Below are 15946 nucleotides of genomic sequence, written 5' to 3'. Positions count from 1 at the left end.
GTCCAGCCGGGGTCGCGTCAGCTCGCCGCGTAGTTGCGCAGGAACAGCGCCTCGGCCACCGACAGCCGCTCCAGCTCCTCCGGCGACACGCTCTCGTTCACCGCGTGGATCTGCGCCTCCGGCTCGCTCAGGCCGATCAGCAGGATCTCCGCGCGCGGGTAGAGCGCGGCGAGGGTGTTGCACAGCGGGATCGAGCCGCCCTGACCGGCGTACTGCATCTCCTGGCCCGGGTACGCCACCGCCATCGCGTCGGCCATCGCCTGGTACGCCGGGCTGGTGGTGTCCGCGCGGAACGCCTGCCCCTGGCCGACCTGCTCCGTGCTCACCCGCGCCCCCCACGGGGTGTGCGCCGCCACGTGCGCCTGGAACAGCTTGGTCGCCTCGGCGGCGTCCACGCCCGGCGGCACCCGCAGGCTGACCAGCGCCCGGGCGCTCGCCTGCACCGACGGGGTGGCGCCGACCACCGGCGGGCAGTCGATACCGATCACGGTCACCGCCGGACGCGCCCAGATGCGGTCCGCCACCGTCCCGGAACCGATCAGCTCCACGCCCTCCAGCACCTTGGCGTCCGCGCGGAACTGCTCCTCGTCGTACTGCAGGCCGTCCCACGACTCCTCGCCGGCCAGCCCGTCGACCGTCGTCGAGCCGTCCTCCGCGCGCAGCGAGTCCAGTACGCGGATCAGCGCGGCCAGCGCGTCGGGCGCGGCGCCGCCGAACTGGCCCGAGTGCAGGTTCCCCGCCAGGGTGTCGACCTGCACCCGCACCAGGGTCATGCCGCGCAGCGTGGTGGTGACCGTCGGCAGTCCCACGCGGAAGTTGCCCGCGTCGCCGATGACGACGGTGTCCGCCTCCAGCAGCTCCGGGTGCTCCTCGGCGTACCGCTCCAGGCCGCCCGTGCCCATCTCCTCGGAGCCCTCGGCTATCACCTTGACGTGCACCGGCACGCCGCCGGTCGCCTTCAGCGCGCGCAGCGCCAGCAGATGCATGATCACGCCGCCCTTGCAGTCGGCGGCGCCCCGTCCGTACCAGCGGCCGTCCCGCTCGGTCAGCTCGAACGGCGGAGTGGACCAGGCGGCCTCGTCGAGCGGCGGCTGGACGTCGTAGTGCGCGTACAGCAGGACCGTCTTCGCACCCGCTGGGCCGGGCAGGTAGCCGTACACCGACTGCGTACCGTCCGGCGTGTCCAGCAGGGCCACGTCCTGGAAGCCCTCGGCGGTGAGCGCGTCGGCGACCCAGCGCGCGGCGCCCTCGCTCTCGCTCTTCGGGAACTGGTCGAAGTCCGCCACCGACTTGAAGGCCACCAGCTCGGTGAGCTCCGCCTTCGCCCTGGGCATCAGCGAGGCGACGGTCTCGGCGACCGGATTCGACGACATGGGCACGCTCCTTGTGGGTGCGACGTTGTACGGGTGCGAGTACTGCCGATCCTCCCACAGCGGCCTCAGCCGATCTTCGCCGTAGGATGCGGTGAGGATGGGGGTCCCCCCGGCTCGACGAAGCCGCGAACCCGGGGGAGCGGCAGGCGGCTGGATCGGGAGCAGTAGACCATCGTGAGCAGCGAGAACTCTTCGGCGGACGACGTGCAGCAGGTGTGGGATGTCGTCGTGGTGGGCGCGGGACCCGCGGGAGCGTCGGCCGCCTACGCGGCGGCGGTCGCGGGACGGCGCGTGCTGTTGCTGGAGAAGGCGGAGCTGCCCCGCTACAAGACCTGCGGCGGCGGCATCATCGGCCCCTCCCGCGACGCCCTGCCGCCCGGCTTCGAGCTGCCGTTCAAGGACCGCGTGCACGCGGTGACGTTCACCCACAACGGCCGCTTCGCCCGCACCCGGCGCTCCCGGCAGATGCTGTTCGGGCTGATCAACCGGCCCGAGTTCGACCAGCAGCTGGTCGAGCACGCCCAGAAGGCGGGCGCCGAGCTGCGCACCGGCGTCACCGTGCAGCGCGTCGAGCAGCACGGCTCGGCGGTGCCCGACCGGCGTACGGTCGCGGTCGTCCTCCAGGGCGGCGAGACCCTGCTGGCGCGCGCGGTGGTCGGCGCCGACGGCAGCGCCAGCCGCATAGGAGCCCACGTCGGTGTGAAGCTCGGCCAGGTCGACCTCGGCCTGGAGGCGGAGATCCCGGTGCCGGAGACCGTCGCTGAGGACTGGAAGGGGCGGGTCCTCATCGACTGGGGCCCGATCCCCGGCAGCTACGGCTGGGTCTTCCCCAAGGGCGACACCCTCACCGTCGGCGTGATCTCGGCGCGCGGCGAAGGTGCCGCCACCAAGCGGTACCTGGAGGACTTCATCGGGCGCCTCGGGCTCGCCGGCTTCGAGCCGAGCGTCTCCTCCGGGCACCTCACCCGCTGCCGCGCCGACGACTCGCCGCTGTCCCGCGGGCGGGTGCTGGTGTGCGGGGACGCGGCGGGGCTGCTGGAGCCCTGGACCCGCGAGGGCATCTCGTTCGCGCTGCGGTCCGGCCGGCTGGCGGGCGAGTGGGCGGTGCGGATCGCCGAGGCGCACGACGCCGTGGACACCCGTCGGCAGGCCCTCAACTACGCGTTCGCCGTCAAGGCGGGCCTGGGTGTGGAGATGGCCGTCGGCAAGCGCATGCTCCAGGTGTTCGAGCGGCGGCCCGGCCTGGTCCACGCCGCGCTGACCACCTTGCGCCCGGCCTGGCGGGCGTTCATGGACATCACCCGCGGATCGACCAGCCTGGGCGAACTCGTCCGCACCCGGCCGATCGCCCAGCGCGTCCTGACCACGCTGGACCGCAGGGCCGCGGAGAGCGGCGCGGACGGCGGGCCTGTCGGCGGGGCCGGTAGTGGGGCTGCTGGTGAGCCCGCCGGGGCTGCCAAGGCCGCCGGAGCTGCCGGGACTGCCGGTGCTGCCGGCGCCGATGGCGAGCGGGACGGGGAGCGGTCGGAGGATTAGGCCGACGGCCGACGGCCGAGGGCTGGGGGGCCAGGGGCTGGCGGCCGGTCGAGGGCTGGGGCTGGGGGGCCAAGGGCTGGCGGCCGGTCGAGGGCCGAGGGCTGGGGTGCCGGGGGCCCCGTCGAGGGCCGGCCCGGTGGCGGTTGTCCGTGGCGAGGCCGCGCCCCTGGAGCGCGGGAGTCAGTGCGCGGTCGGTGCGATCTCGATCCGGAAGACGGGGTGGTCGGGGGCGATCCGGCGCAGTTCGGCGTCCGGGGAGTCGGGGCCGACGCCCTTGAAGAAGACGCCCACCTCCGCCTTCCAGCGCTTCAGGTAGGCGCGCAGCAGGGCCGGCTTCTCGTCGTCGGCGACCTCGGTCGCGGTGAACACCTCGGCGGTCCTGCCGAGCCGCAGCTCGCCGCCGCCTGCCGCGCGCATGTTGTGCGTCCACTGCACATGGCCGCGTGGCGCGACGAGGTACTGCCGGCCGTCGACGGTCAGCACGTTCACCGGGGTGGTCCGCCACTCGCCGCTCTTGCGGCCGCGCACCGCCAGGACCCGGGAGCCCCAGACGCTGAGGCCACGGCGAGTCGCCCAGGCGACGGCGCGGTTGACGACGTTGACGGTGAACCAGCCGGGCTTCCGGACGTGGGTCGACATATGGATTCCCCCTGAGGAAGGTTGAGAGCGTGAGCACTGCTCTCGGTTAAGGGCAGTGTGCACGAGAGCGGCGCTCCAAAGCAAGAGCAGCGCTCTCGAAGTGGAGCGACGTTCTGCACTGCGAGCGGCGCTCTCGTGCTGGAGCAGTGCTCACCTTTGTGTGCACCGCTCCGGATTCGTGGGAAACTCGCCCCCATGAGCAGCAGCACCGACAGCACCAGCACCCCTCGCGGCGCCCGTGCCCGCGCCCGGATCGAGGTCACCGAGGCCATCAAGGACGAGGCGCGCAGACAGCTCGCCGTCGACGGCGCCGCCAAACTCTCGCTGCGCGCGGTCGCCCGCGAGCTGGGCATGGTCTCGTCCGCGCTCTACCGCTACTTCCCCAGCCGCGACGACCTGCTCACCGCGCTCATCATCGACGCCTACAACTCCCTCGGCGAGGCCGCCGAGGCCGCGCACGACGCGGTCGCCGACGCCGGTCCCGTGCAGCGCTGGACGACCGTCTGCGAGGCGGTGCGCGAATGGGCGCTCGAACATCCCCACGAGTACGCCCTGATCTACGGCTCCCCGGTCCCCGGCTACTCCGCGCCACAGACCACGGTGCCGCCCGCGGGCCGCGTCGGGCTGCTGCTGATGCGTATCGCACGGGACGCGCACCGGGGTCTCGGGGTGGCCAGGACGCCCCTGCCCGCCGAGCTCAGGAGCGAGGCCGAGCGGATGGCCGCCGACTTCGCGCCCGACCTCCCGCCCGAGGTGGTGGCCGTGCTGGTCGCGGCCTGGGCGCAGTTGTACGGACTGGTGGGCTTCGAGGTGTTCGGCCAGTTCAACCGGATCGTGGAGGAGCGCGAGACGTTCTTCCGTCACGCCGTCGCGCAACTCGCCCAGTCCGTGGGGCTGGTGTACCGGCAGGACGGCGCGGACCCGCGCTAGTGCGGCATCGGGCGACGTTCGCCCTGTCGGGACGCGGGCCGTGTCGGGCAGCCCTCTGCTCGGGCTGGCCGGTCTGTGCCTGGGACATACCGCGCGACGGTTCGGATGTCTCGGCGATGAGGCCCTCGCGCCGGCGAAGTCGCCGGCGGCGCGTGCTGAAGCGGATCCGGCTGACGTGGACGGGCGGGCACTCGACGGCCTCGACGACATCCGGAGCTTCCCGCACCTCTGATGCAGCGCTCTGAGCCGGGCGGACGTACCTAGCGAGGAGTACGTGCGACCACCTCCCGCGGGTGACGCCGACTACGCGACCGGGCGTCTAGCGTGGCGGTCATGGAGGAGCAGCGCGTGTTCGGGGGCGGCCGGCCGGCCGGGTGGCGGCACGGGCCGCCGTGGCGGGGTCTCGCCGGTTCCGGCGAGGAGGGGCGGGCGGCACGGTGGCCGTGGCGTTCCACGGTGCTGGTCACCGCCTTCGTCCTGCTCGGCACGCACTTCGCCGCGCGGGCGCAGGAGGGGGAGCGGGCGGTCCTCGACCCCTTCGCGCGGGTGCTGCTGCTCGTGGCGGCGGGACAGTTGCTGTGGCGGCACCGTTTTCCACGGGCCGTGGTGTTCGGCACGGCGGCGACCGTCGCCGTGTACCTGGGCGCCGGGTACCCGTACGGGCCGGTGCTGCTGACCGTCGCCGTTGCCTGCTTCTCCGCGATCGTCACCGGCCACCGAAGAGCCGCGTGGGCGGCGCTCGGGACCCTGTGGGCCGCCCACGTACTGGTCGCGCACTGGCTGTACCGGTGGCTGCCGCCGTCGGGTGACGGGCCCGCGGCCTGGGGGCAGGAGATCGTGGTCGCCACCTGGGTGGTGGCGATCGTGGCGCTGTCGGAGCTGGCCCGCACCCGGCGTGAACAGCTGGCGCGGGACCGGGCCGAGCGGGCCCGGGCGGCGCGCCGGCGAGCCGACGAGGAGCGCCTGAGAATCGCCCGTGAGCTGCACGACGTGCTCGCGCACAGCATCTCCGTGATCAACGTCCAGGCGGGTGTCGGGCTCGCTCTGCTCGACTCCGACCCCGAGCAGGCGCGCACCGCGCTCACCACCATCAAGGACGCCAGCAAGGAGGCGCTGGGCGAGGTCCGTCAGGTGCTCGACACCCTGCGGGCCCCCGGGGACGCCCCGCGTGCGCCCGCCCCAGGCCTGGACCGGTTGCCCGAGCTGGTCGAGGCCGCGGGGGACGCGGGCCTCACGGTCCGGGTGGAGGGCACGGCCCCGTCCCTGCCGCCGGGCGCCGATCTCGCCGCCTTCCGGATCGTGCAGGAGGCGCTGACCAATGTCGTACGGCACTCCGGTTCCCGGCAGGCCCGGGTGCGGCTCTCGCACGGGGGCGGCGTGCTGCGGCTGCGCATCGAGGACGACGGTCCGGCGACCGGCGCCGAGGTGGGCGGCAGCGGCAACGGGCTGGCCGGGATGCGGGAGCGGGCCGCCGCGCTGGGTGGCACCATCGAGGCGGGACCGCGCCCCGACGGCGGCTGGCGGGTGATCGCCGAGCTGCCGCTGTCGCCGCTGTCGCCGTTGTCGTCGGCGCATGGTGAGGAGGAGGACCGGTGATCCGGGTGCTGCTCGCCGACGACCAGGCGCTGGTGCGGGCCGGTTTCCGGGCGCTGCTGGACGCACAGCCGGACATCGAGGTCGTCGCCGAGGCCGCCGACGGCGAGGAGGCGGTGCGGCGGGTGCGCGAACTGCGTCCCGACGTCGTCCTGATGGACATCCGCATGCCCGGTCTCGACGGTCTGGCGGCGACCCGCGGGATCACCGAGGACGAGGCGTCGGCGGACGTGAAGGTGGTCATGCTGACCACCTTCGAACTCGACGAGTACGTCTTCGAGGCGATCCGCTCGGGCGCCTCCGGCTTCCTGGTGAAGGACACCGAACCGGAGGAACTGCTGCGCGCGGTGCGGGCGGTGGTCGAGGGCGACGCGCTGCTCTCGCCGGGAGTGACCCGGCGGCTGATCGCCGAGTTCGCCGCCCGCTCCAAGGAGCCCGCGGCGGCCGGCGAGCTCGCCCGGCTCACCGAGCGGGAACGGGAGGTGATGGCGCTGGTCGGCATCGGCCTGTCCAACGAGGAGATCGCCCGCCGCCTGGTGGTCAGTCCGCTGACCGCGAAGACGCATGTGAGCCGCACGATGGTGAAGCTGGGCGCCCGGGACCGGGCCCAACTCGTGGTGCTGGCCTACGAGTCGGGGTTGGTGCGGCCGGGCTGGCTGGGCTGAGTGGCCGCTCGGAGAGGGAGCAGTACCGCGATCACCCGGGCCGCGAACAGTGTGGCTGCGAGCACCTGACCGGTGTGCAGCAGCACGGCCGACAGCGTGCGCGGCAGCTCGAACAGCAGCGCCGGGCCGGCGATCGCCCCGAAGACCACCGCCGCCGCGAACGCCGCGCTGCACAGCGCGTATCCGATCTCGACGGTGATCGCGTCCCGTTCGGCCTGACCGCGCCGTCCCCCGTAACCCGTCATACGGCGAGTCTCACAGCCGCGCGCCCGGCGGAGCAAGTGGACTCCGCCGGGCGCGCACCGGGAGGCGGTCCCCCTAGTCGCGTACCGTGACGCGCTCCGCCTCCGGGGTGGTGGACCTGGCGACCACGATCGACGCCTGGCCGCGGCGGGTGCGCAGGCCGGGGAGGGTGAGCAGCAGGCCGACCGCGGCGATGACGGTCACCACGACCAGGCCGGGCCGGTAGCTGTCGAGGACGGCCTGCGGAGTGGGGTCCTCGGGGGCGCCCGCGGTCACCACCGCCGTCACCACCGCGAGGAAGATCGCGCCGCCCACCTGCACCGAGGTGTTGAGCAGCCCCGAGACCATGCCCTGCTCGTGTTCCTCGACGCCGTTGGTGGCCTGGACGTTGAGGGAGGGGAAGGCGAGCGCGAAGGCGGCGCCGACCAGCAGCATCGTGGGCAGGATCGCCGCCGCGTAGAGCGGGTTGAGGTCGATCGGCAGGAACAGCGCGTACCCGGCGACCATCAGCGCGAAGCCCAGCACGATCAGGCGTGCGGTGCCGAAGCGGTCGATGACCGCTCCCACCCTCGTCGCCGACACCGCGACCAGCGCGCCCGCCGGCAGGAAGGCCAGCGCGGTGTGCAGGGCCGACCAGCCGAGCAGCGACTGCATGTAGAGGGTGACCAGGAACTGGAAGCCGAGGTAGCTGCCGAAGAAGGTGAGCGCGCCGAGCTGGGCGCGGACCTGCGGGCCGGAGCGCAGCACGCCGAGCCGGATCAACGGGCTGGGGCTGCGCCGCTCGACGGCCACGAAGGCGGTGAGCAGTACGGCCACGGCGGCGAACGACAGGATCGTCCGGGCGGTGGCCCAGCCCGCTTCGGGGGCCTGGACGACGGTGAAGACCAGCAGCAGCATCGACGCGGTACCGAGGACGGCGCCGGGGATGTCGTAGCGGCCCTCGCCGCGTTCGTGCTCGGTGCGCGGCAGCAGCTTCAGGCCCGCCAGCAGCGCGATCAGCGCGACGGGCACGGGCAGCAGCATCGTCAGCCGCCAGCCGGCCTCGGTGAGCAGACCGGAGAAGACCAGTCCCATCGAGTAGCCGGTGGCGCCGCAGGTGGTGTAGATGGACAGGGCCCGGTTGCGCAGCGGGCCCTCGGGAAACGTCGTGGTGATGATCGACAGGCCGGCCGGGGCGGTGAAGGCGGCGCTGAGGCCCTTCACGAAGCGGCTGGCGATCAGCAGCGGACCGGAGTCGACGAGTCCGCCGAGCAGTGAGGCGAGGGCGAAGACACCCAGGGCCACCAGGAAGACCTGACGCCGGCCCAGCAGGTCGGCGGCGCGTCCGCCGAGCAGCAGCAGTCCGCCGTAGCCCAGGATGTAGCCGCTGACGATCCATTGCAGGGACGAGGTGGACAGGCCCAGGTCGGCGCCGATGGACGGCAGGGCGACGCCGACCATCGACACGTCCAGCGCGTCGAGGAACATGGCGGCGCAGAGCACCAGCAGGGTGCCCCACAGCCGGGGTGTCCAGCGCACCTCGGTCGCGGGGGTGGTGAGCGGAGAGGTCATGGACGGGACACTACATGCGCACGCATTGAATGCAAGCGCATTTAATGACGGTGCAACAAAGCGGAATTTCTGCTACGGTGCCGACATGGCGGCGAAGAAGGCCGAGCAGGCGCTCGTGGAGCAGTGGCGGGGCATCCTCGCACTGCACGCCCGCACGCAGTGGGAACTCGACCGGGCGTTGCACGGGCATGGTCTGTGCGCCAGTGACTTCGAGGTGCTCGACGTGCTCGCCGAGGGCGAGACGCCGAAGAGCCGCCCCAGCTACCGCGTGCAGGAGATCTCCGAGCGCGTCCACCTCAGCCAGAGCGCGCTGTCGCGGTTGATCGCCCGGCTGGAGAAGGACGGGCTGGTCAGCCGCGGCATGTGCCCGGAGGACCGGCGCGGGGTCCGGGTGTCCCTGACGGAGAAGGGGCGCGCCCTGCACGGCGAGGTGCTGCCGGTGCAGCGGGCGGTGCTGACCCGGATGCTGGCCGAGGAGGCGCAGGACTGAGGACGGGCGCCCCGCGCCCTACGGAGAGTGCTCCGCCCCGTGCCCCACGGCGGGTGCCCGCCTCGCGCCCTGCCACGAGTGCTCCGCCCCGTGCCCTGCCACGAGTGCTCCGTCCCGTGCCCCACGGCGGGTGCCCGCCTCGCGCGCAGGGCCGAGTGAGCGCGTGCCGGGCCGCGGGGCTCGGTGCGGTCCCGGCGTCAGATGCCCGACCGCTCCCGCCACAGCGCGGCCAGCGCGTGGTCGCCGGTCACGGTCGGCAGGGGGAGCCGGTTCCACAGTGCGGCGTACAACTCCGGTGCCAGACCGGAGAATTCGCAGTCGGCTTCCCCGGTGTCGTCCCGCGTGGTCACCGGCGGCTCGGCCGACAGCCGTACGGTCCACACCGCGTCCACGTCCGTGGCGCGCACCCGCAGCACCCGACGCTCCTCGGTGCGGACCCGGCTGCGGGTACGGGCGTGGAAGCCGCGCAGCAACTCGTCGATGCCGTCCGCCGCGATGTCCGCGGCCACCGGGTTCGGCGTACCGCCCGCCGCCGACTCGGCGTCCAGGCGGTGCACGGTCGTCTCGTGCACCTGACGGCGGGCCCAGAAGGCGAGCGGCGACGGCGCGGGCAGGAACGCCCAGCACGCCACGTCGGGCTTCGCCGCGGCGAGGGTGTCGACGAGGTGCCGGTGGCTGTCGCGGTACCAGGCCACCAGCGCGGCGCCGTCGAGGTCCGGAAGATCACCGAGGGGGCGCGGCGCGGGGTGTTCGTCACGGACGTAACCGGCGGCCCAGCGGTGCACCGTGCCGGTGTGCCGCAGCAGGTCACTGACCTGCCAGCCGGGGCAGGACGGCACCTGGGCTTCGGTGCCGGCCCGTTCGGCGGCCGCGGCGAGCAGGCCGCCCTCCTTGTCGAGCGTCTCGAAGAGCCGGTCCGTCGCCGGTGAGCTGAGTTCCATGCGGGCGAGTCTGCCGGATGGAGTGGGCTGGAGGGCAAGGGGGTTTCCGCGCCCTGTCCGCCGGGCCGCGGCCACCCCTATGCCGTGACGCGCCGCGTCACGCATCCGATCAGCGCGGCCAGGGCGGCGAGCGCCGCGACGCTGGTGAGCGCGGCGGACAGGGAGAACCAGTCGGCCAGGAAACCGATCGCCGGCGGGCCGAGGAGCATGCCGCCGTAGCCGAGCGTGGAGGCGACGGCGACGCCGCTGGGCCCGGCGACGGCGCCCGCCCGCTCCACGGCGACCGGGAAGAGGTTGGCCAGGCCGAGGCCCGCGACCGCGAAGCCCAGCAGCGCCGCCCAGAGCGCGGGGGCCAGCGAGCCGAGCAGCATGCCGGCCGCGGCGATGGCACCGCCCGCCACCACGGTGCGGGTGCGGCCCAGTCGCTCCAGCAGCACCGTGCCGCTCAGCCGTCCCACGGTCATGGCGAGCGCGAAACAGGAGTAGCCGATGGCCGCGACTCCGGCGGAGGCGTCGAGGTCCTGCTCCAGATGCAGGGCGCCCCAGTCGGCCAGCGCGCCCTCGCCGTACGCCGTGCACAGCGCGATGAGCCCGAAGACGATCACCAGGGCACGAGTGCGGGTGTGGGCGGCCGGGCGCGGCGAGGCCTCCGGGCCGGTCGCGCGCTCGCCGTCGCCGGACGGCAGCGGCCGCCGTACGTCGTCACCGGAGGGCACGGGTCGCCGCACGTCGTCACCGGACGACAACGGTCGCCGCACGGCGTCATCGGACGACAACGGTCGCCGTTCGCCGTCGTCCGACGGCTGCGGCTGTCGTACGGCGTCGTCCGAGGCCGCCGGTGGCCGGTGGCGCAGCAGGGTCGGTCCCGCCAGCGCGGTGACGAGGAGGCCGACGAGGGTCAGCCCCAGGAGGTGGTGGGTGGGCGAGAGCGATCCCGCGACCAGCGCGCCCAGTCCCGCGCCGAGCATGCCGCCGAGGCTGAAGGCGGCGTGGAAGGTCGGCATGATCGGCCGGCGCAGGGCGGCGACCAGGTCGACGGCCGCGCTGTTGAAGGCGACGTTGATCCCGCCGTACGCCGCCCCGAACACCAGCAGCACCGCGCCCAGTGCGAGCGCGGAGTGGGTGAGCGGCGGCAGGGCGACGCTGAGGGAGAGCAGTACGGCGCAGACGACGGTGACCTGGTGGTTGCCGAACCGGCGGCACAGGCGGCCGGTGAGGATCATCGTCACGACCGCGCCCGCGGAGACCCCTAGCAGGGCGAGGCCCAGGGTGCTGGGGGAGGCGCCGGTCTGCTCCTTGACGGCGGGGATGCGGACGACCCAGCCCGCGAAGATGAAGCCGTCGAGTGCGAAGAAGATGGTCAGGGCGGTGCGGAGGCGGGTGAGGTCGGCGTGGGGGCCCGGCACGGCGCTGTGCGATCGGGTTTTGTTTATTAGCGGCACAAACTCAGGCTAAGAGCGGGACAAGCCCGGGGCAAGGGCGCGGCAGCCGGGCGCGGTGGTGGCCGGAGGGCGGCCGTTTGTGGGGATGTAACGCGCACATGGCGCCGCCGCGAAGCTGCGATGGCAATGACCTTCGGACGAAGCTCCTTGCTTGACCGCTGATTTGAGCCGTCGTTAGGTTCTGCCGCATGCGGATTTTCGATCGCTTTCACCAGCGGCGGGCCGTCGATCTCATGCGGATCGCCACCGCGGTGTGTCGCTGAACTCCTCAGCCGTTCACCGCCTCGGTCACCCCGCTTCTCGCTCCGGCTGCCGCACCGCCTGCCCGGCATCGAGCCGACCGCCGACCGGCTCGACGGGCCGGTACCCCGCGAACTCGGCGGGAGCAGTGGCGAGCGCGTCCCTTCCGCACCGCGTACCAGTGCATCTCCCCGCGCGACGCGACCACTCCGGACTGCCGCGCCCGGCCGCCCCCACCCCGGCCGTCCCTCCGCCTTCCATACCGCTCCCACCTCGCTCAAGGAGAACGCATGAGCCCGCTCAGATCCCGCACGGCCCTCGCCGCCCTGGGCGCGGCGGCGCTGCTGACCGCGACCGCCGCCGTCCCGCAGGCCGCCGCCGCACCGGCGGCCCGGACGGCCACCGCCCTCACCTGGTACGACGTCACGGCCGAGACCGTCGCGGCGGCCGGCGCGCCCACCCAGGTCACCAACAGCCGCACCTGGGCCATCGGCTGGCTCGCGGCGGCCCGCGCCACCCGCGCCGTCCCCGAGGGCGTGCAGCGGCGCGCCTACCAGGAGGCGGCGCTCGCCTCCGCCGTCCACCGCGCCCTGGTGACCCTCGCCCCGGCCCGCACCGAGCAGCTCGACGCCCGGCTGAAGGAGACCCTGGACGCCGTCCCGGACGGACCGGCGGAGGACCGCGGGGTCGCGGCGGGCAAGCGGCAGGCGGACCTCCTCCTTGCCGGACGCAGCGGCGACGGCCTGGACCCGGCCTCCGTCAACGCGCCGTACACCGTGCGGCCCGCGGCGCCCGGCGTCTGGCAGCCGACCCCTCCCGCCTACGCCCCCGCCGCGCAGTACGGCAACCGGCTGGCCAAGCCGTTCGCGCTCACCGCGCCCAGCCAGTTCCGGCTCGGCCCGCCGCCCGCGCCGGCCTCCGCGGAGTACGCGGCCGACCTCGCCGAGGTGCGGGCGTACGGCGCCGTGGACAGCACCCGGCGCAGCGCCCACCAGACGGAGACCGCGACGTTCTGGCTCGGCTCCTCCCTCACCCTCTACACCGAACCCCTCCGGGTGGCGCTCGCCCGCGGCGAGCAGGGAGTCGCCGGCCAGGCGCGGCTGGTCGCGCTCTTCCATGTCGCGCTGGTGGACACGCAGATCGCCACCTCCGACACCAAGTACGCCTACGAGCGGTGGCGTCCCGTCACGGCGATCCGCACCGGCGCCATCGACCCGGACCCGGCGTGGACACCGCTGCACACCACCCCCGCGCACCCGGACTACCCGAGCGGCCACAACACCTACTCGGGCGCCGCGGAGGCCGTGCTGAGCGCGCTCGTCGGCCCGCGCACCGCCCCGTTCGACCTGACCAGCCCCACCGCACCCGGTGTGACCAGGACGTACACCAGCTGGAAGCAGCTCTCCGACGAGAACGTGGACGCCCGCGTCCTCTCCGGCATCCACACCCGCTCGGCGGACGAGGCGGGCATCACCCTGGGCAAGAGGGTCGCCCGGTACGTCCTCGGCGACGCGGGACGGCTGCTGTCGGCCCGCTGATTCACACGGCCCTCGCCGCGTACGCCCGGACGTCGGCGTCCGAGTCCGTCGTGGCGCCGGACAGCGCCGCTCGGATCTCCTCGGTGGGGCGGTGGCGGGCCAGTGCCCGCACCGCCGCCTTGCGGACGTCCGCGTTCGGGTCGGCGAGGGCCTTGGCGAGGGCGGGGACGGCCGGGCCGGGGTCCGCGACGCCCAGGGCGGCGGCGGCCCCGGCCCGCACCTGCCAGGCCGGGTCGGCGAGGGCCGCCTCGGCGCGGGCGGCGAGGGGCGCGGGGCAGCCGGCGGTGCCCAGCGCCTCGTAGGCCGCCGCGCGGACCAGGGCGTCCGGGTCGTCGAGGAGCCCGGCGAGGGCCGGGTGCGGGACGCCGGGTCCGCCGGCGGCGACGGTGGCCAGGCCCTTGGCGATGGTGACGCGGACCTCGCGGGACGGCTCGGCCGTCGCCGCCCGGGCCAGTTCGTCGGCGGCGTCGACGGACACCAGCGCCCGCACCGCCTCGGTCCGGACACCGAGGTCGGGGTCGGGCAGGCAGCGGGCGTACAGCCCGGCGTCGCCGAGCCGCAGCGCGCGCAGGACGTCCAGCGCGGCGGCGCGGACGACGGGGTCCGCCTCGGTCAGCGCGGCGGCGAGGCCGTCCCGCAGGGCGGGTTCCGGCGTCAGCGTCTCGACCAGTTCGCGCAGCGAGGCGGCCGCGGCCGCGCGCACACCGGCGTCGGTGTCGGCGAGCGCGGCGGCCAGGGCGGGCCCGGTTCCCGGCGGCACGGTCTCCGTCAGGACGGTGACGGCCGTACGGCGCACGGTGGGGTCCTCGTCCGCCAAGTAGGGCGCCAGCGCGCCGAGTTCGGGCTCGGTCTCCGCGAGGGCGAGCAGGGTGAGCAGGCGGGGTGTGGTCGGTACGGACCGATCCGTGCCGGGGCCGGCGGAGGCGTCCGTCGCGGTGGGCTCCGGGCGCCGCGCCACCGGTGCCGCCTCCCGCGCCCCGGCCGTCGCCACCTGCTCCGGGTGCACCTCGCCGAGGTGCCGGGAGGGCCCGCCGACCGGGTCGAAGCCGTCGACGGGGATGAGGTAGGGGGCCACCGGCCGGGCCGTGAACTCCATGGTCCCGGCCGCCGACTTGCGCAGGTCCAGGTGGTGGAACCAGGACGCGTCGTCGCGCTCGGGGTGGTCGAGGCGGTCGTGGTAGAGGCCCCAGCGGGACTCCGTGCGGGCGAGGGAGGCGCGCGCGGCCATCTCGGCGCAGTCACGGATGAAGGTGACCTCGGCGCAGCGCATCAGCTCGTGCGGGGTGCGCGCGCCCATCGCGGCGATGTCGGCGCGCATCCGCTCGAAGGCCTCCAGGGCGAGGGAGAGCCGGGCGCCCGACTTCGGCGGTGCCACGTAGTCGTTCACGAAGCGGCGCAGCTTGTACTCCACCTGGGGCTGCGGCGGGCCTTCCGGGTGGCGCAGCGGGCGGTAGATCAGCTCGTGCGCCTCGCGGAGCTGGTCCGCGGGCAGTTCGCCGGCGAACGCCGAGTACCGGGCCGCGTCCGCGCCCGCCAGGTCGCCGAAGACGAACGCGCCGATCATGTAGTTGTGCGGCACGCAGGCCAGGTCGCCGGCCGCGTACAGCCGGGGGACGGTCGTACGGGCGTGGTCGTCCACCCGTACGCCCGACGCCGAGTGGCCGCCGCACAGGCCGATCTCGGAGATGTGCATCTCGACGTCGTGGGTGCGGTAGTCGTGGCCGCGGCCCGCGTGGAAGGTGCCGCGCGTCGGCCGTTCCGTGGAGTGCAGGATCGACTCCAGCGCCGCGACCGACTCCTCGGGCAGATGGCTCAGCTTGAGGTACACCGGGCCCCGGTCGGAGGCGACCTCCGCCGCGAACTCCGCCATCATCTGCCCCGACCAGTAGTCGGAGTCGACGAACCGCTCGCCGTGCCGGTTGACCTGGTAGCCGCCGAACGGGTTGGCGACGTAGGCGCAGGCGGGACCGTTGTAGTCCTTGATCAGCGGGTTGATCTGGAAGCACTCGATACCGGTCAGCTCGGCGCCCGCGTGGTACGCCATCGCGTAGCCGTCGCCCGCGTTCGTCGGGTTCTCGTAGGTGCCGTACAGATAGCCGGAGGCGGGCAGGCCGAGCCGGCCGCAGGCGCCGGTGGCGAGGATCACGGCACCCGCCCGGACGGTGACGAACCGCCCGCTGCGGGTGTTGAACCCCGCGGCCCCGACGGCCCGGCCCTCCGCGGTCAGCACACGCACCGGCATCACACGGTTCTCGATCCGGATCCGCTCCCGCATCTCCCGCCGCCGCAGCTGCCGGTAGAGGACCTTCTTGACGTCCTTGCCCTCCGGCATCGGCAGCACGTAGGAGCCGGAGCGGTGCACCTGCCGGACCGCGTACTCGCCGTGTTCGTCCTTCTCGAACTTCACGCCGTACGACTCCAGCCGCCTCACCATGTCGAAGCCGCGGGTGGCGGTCTGGCGGACGGTGGACTGGTCGACGATGCCGTCGTTGGCGCGGGTGATCTCGACGACGTAGTCGTCGGGCTCGGCACGGCCGGGCACGACCGCGTTGTTGACGCCGTCCATGCCCATGGCGAGCGCGCCGGAGTGCCGGACGTGCGCCTTCTCCAGCAGCAGGACGTCCGCCCCGTGCTCGGCGGCGGTCAGCGCCGCCATGGTGCCGGCGGTGCCGCCGCCGATGACGAGGACGTCGCAGGAGAGTTCTTCGGCGTCGGTGAGGGCGGGGATCTCCACCAGAGGGCCTTTCGGGAGCCGTGGGCGGTCG

The 15946-nt window shown here is 74.1% G+C and carries 13 protein-coding genes; 6 read left to right on the top strand and 7 right to left on the bottom strand.

Translation table 11 applies throughout. The features are described from left to right. Positions 1–17: 17 nt before the first annotated feature. On the bottom strand, positions 18–1373 hold the full coding sequence (locus tag ABT232_RS22995) for a dipeptidase (RefSeq protein ID WP_351842799.1): 1356 nt from the start codon (positions 1371–1373) through the stop codon (positions 18–20). Positions 1374–1547: 174 nt separating this feature from the next. Here ABT232_RS22995 and ABT232_RS22990 point away from each other — a divergent pair, with 174 nt between their 5' ends. Next, the gene (locus tag ABT232_RS22990; RefSeq protein WP_351842797.1) at positions 1548–2909 is read left to right on the top strand and encodes a geranylgeranyl reductase family protein; all 1362 of its coding nucleotides are present in this window, start codon (positions 1548–1550) and stop codon (positions 2907–2909) included. A 180-nt stretch (positions 2910–3089) separates the two neighbouring features. On the opposite strand, the gene ABT232_RS22985 is transcribed toward ABT232_RS22990, so the two are convergent. Then, positions 3090–3548, bottom strand: coding sequence for a nitroreductase family deazaflavin-dependent oxidoreductase (locus ABT232_RS22985; protein ID WP_351842795.1), 459 nt, complete (start codon positions 3546–3548; stop codon positions 3090–3092). Positions 3549–3743: 195 nt separating this feature from the next. On the opposite strand from ABT232_RS22985, the gene ABT232_RS22980 reads away from it, so the two are divergent. The 3 genes from ABT232_RS22980 (at position 3744) to ABT232_RS22970 (ending at position 6736) form a co-directional block, all read left to right on the top strand. Next, positions 3744–4478 carry a TetR/AcrR family transcriptional regulator gene (locus tag ABT232_RS22980; RefSeq protein ID WP_351842793.1) on the top strand — a complete coding sequence of 245 codons (735 nt, stop codon included), beginning with the start codon at positions 3744–3746 and terminating at the stop codon, positions 4476–4478. 333 nt (positions 4479–4811) lie between these two features. Continuing rightward, the gene (locus tag ABT232_RS22975) at positions 4812–6074 is read left to right on the top strand and encodes a sensor histidine kinase (protein ID WP_351842791.1); all 1263 of its coding nucleotides are present in this window, start codon (positions 4812–4814) and stop codon (positions 6072–6074) included. Further along, entirely contained in the window at positions 6071–6736 is a 666-nt protein-coding gene (locus ABT232_RS22970) for a response regulator (RefSeq protein ID WP_351842789.1), read from the top strand. The genes ABT232_RS22975 and ABT232_RS22970 overlap by 4 nt, the downstream gene beginning before the upstream one ends. Here the strand turns inward: ABT232_RS22970 and ABT232_RS22965 are convergent. Together ABT232_RS22965 and ABT232_RS22960 are read right to left on the bottom strand one after the other, a co-directional pair. Next, positions 6697–6981 (bottom strand): DUF6332 family protein, encoded by a 285-nt coding sequence (locus ABT232_RS22965; RefSeq protein ID WP_351842787.1) that lies wholly within the window; start codon positions 6979–6981, stop codon positions 6697–6699. The two genes, ABT232_RS22970 and ABT232_RS22965, sit on opposite strands and share 40 nt — an antisense overlap. 73 nt (positions 6982–7054) lie before the next feature. After that, a complete protein-coding gene (locus ABT232_RS22960) occupies positions 7055–8530 on the bottom strand; it encodes an MFS transporter (protein WP_351842785.1) in 1476 nt (491 codons plus the stop codon). Positions 8531–8615: 85 nt separating this feature from the next. Here ABT232_RS22960 and ABT232_RS22955 point away from each other — a divergent pair, with 85 nt between their 5' ends. Continuing rightward, entirely contained in the window at positions 8616–9020 is a 405-nt protein-coding gene (locus tag ABT232_RS22955; protein ID WP_351842783.1) for a MarR family winged helix-turn-helix transcriptional regulator, read from the top strand. A gap of 197 nt (positions 9021–9217) precedes the next feature. Here ABT232_RS22955 and ABT232_RS22950 read toward each other — a convergent pair whose 3' ends face one another. Both ABT232_RS22950 and ABT232_RS22945 read right to left on the bottom strand, forming a co-directional pair. Continuing rightward, positions 9218–9961 carry a maleylpyruvate isomerase family mycothiol-dependent enzyme gene (locus tag ABT232_RS22950; protein WP_351842781.1) on the bottom strand — a complete coding sequence of 248 codons (744 nt, stop codon included), beginning with the start codon at positions 9959–9961 and terminating at the stop codon, positions 9218–9220. A 77-nt stretch (positions 9962–10038) separates the two neighbouring features. Next, a complete protein-coding gene (locus ABT232_RS22945; RefSeq protein WP_351842779.1) occupies positions 10039–11367 on the bottom strand; it encodes an MFS transporter in 1329 nt (442 codons plus the stop codon). A gap of 566 nt (positions 11368–11933) precedes the next feature. Between ABT232_RS22945 and ABT232_RS22940 the strand changes: the two genes are divergently transcribed. Further along, on the top strand, positions 11934–13181 hold the full coding sequence (locus tag ABT232_RS22940; RefSeq protein WP_351842777.1) for a vanadium-dependent haloperoxidase: 1248 nt from the start codon (positions 11934–11936) through the stop codon (positions 13179–13181). Between the two features lies 1 nt (position 13182). Here ABT232_RS22940 and ABT232_RS22935 read toward each other — a convergent pair whose 3' ends face one another. Beyond that, the gene (locus ABT232_RS22935; protein WP_450871614.1) at positions 13183–15915 is read right to left on the bottom strand and encodes a fumarate reductase/succinate dehydrogenase flavoprotein subunit; all 2733 of its coding nucleotides are present in this window, start codon (positions 15913–15915) and stop codon (positions 13183–13185) included. Between the last annotated feature and the right edge of the window lie 31 nt (positions 15916–15946).

The organism is Streptomyces sp. NPDC001532 (genome assembly GCF_040298625.1).
In the GTDB taxonomy this organism is placed as follows: Bacteria; Actinomycetota; Actinomycetes; order Streptomycetales; family Streptomycetaceae; genus Streptomyces.
The sequence above is the reverse complement of the archived record's forward strand: the minus strand, read 5'-3'. Positions and strand labels throughout refer to the sequence as shown.

Bases quoted from the DNA above. Each gene is read 5' to 3' on its own strand.
- ABT232_RS22995 (WP_351842799.1), bottom strand. From the start codon at position 1,373: ATGTCGTCGAATCCGGTCGCCGAGACCGTCGCCTCGCTGATGCCCAGG.
- ABT232_RS22985 (WP_351842795.1), bottom strand. From the start codon at position 3,548: ATGTCGACCCACGTCCGGAAGCCCGGCTGGTTCACCGTCAACGTCGTC.
- ABT232_RS22980 (WP_351842793.1), top strand. From the start codon at position 3,744: ATGAGCAGCAGCACCGACAGCACCAGCACCCCTCGCGGCGCCCGTGCC.
- ABT232_RS22975 (WP_351842791.1), top strand. From the start codon at position 4,812: ATGGAGGAGCAGCGCGTGTTCGGGGGCGGCCGGCCGGCCGGGTGGCGG.
- ABT232_RS22965 (WP_351842787.1), bottom strand. From the start codon at position 6,981: ATGACGGGTTACGGGGGACGGCGCGGTCAGGCCGAACGGGACGCGATC.
- ABT232_RS22960 (WP_351842785.1), bottom strand. From the start codon at position 8,530: ATGACCTCTCCGCTCACCACCCCCGCGACCGAGGTGCGCTGGACACCC.
- ABT232_RS22955 (WP_351842783.1), top strand. From the start codon at position 8,616: ATGGCGGCGAAGAAGGCCGAGCAGGCGCTCGTGGAGCAGTGGCGGGGC.
- ABT232_RS22950 (WP_351842781.1), bottom strand. From the start codon at position 9,961: ATGGAACTCAGCTCACCGGCGACGGACCGGCTCTTCGAGACGCTCGAC.
- ABT232_RS22940 (WP_351842777.1), top strand. From the start codon at position 11,934: ATGAGCCCGCTCAGATCCCGCACGGCCCTCGCCGCCCTGGGCGCGGCG.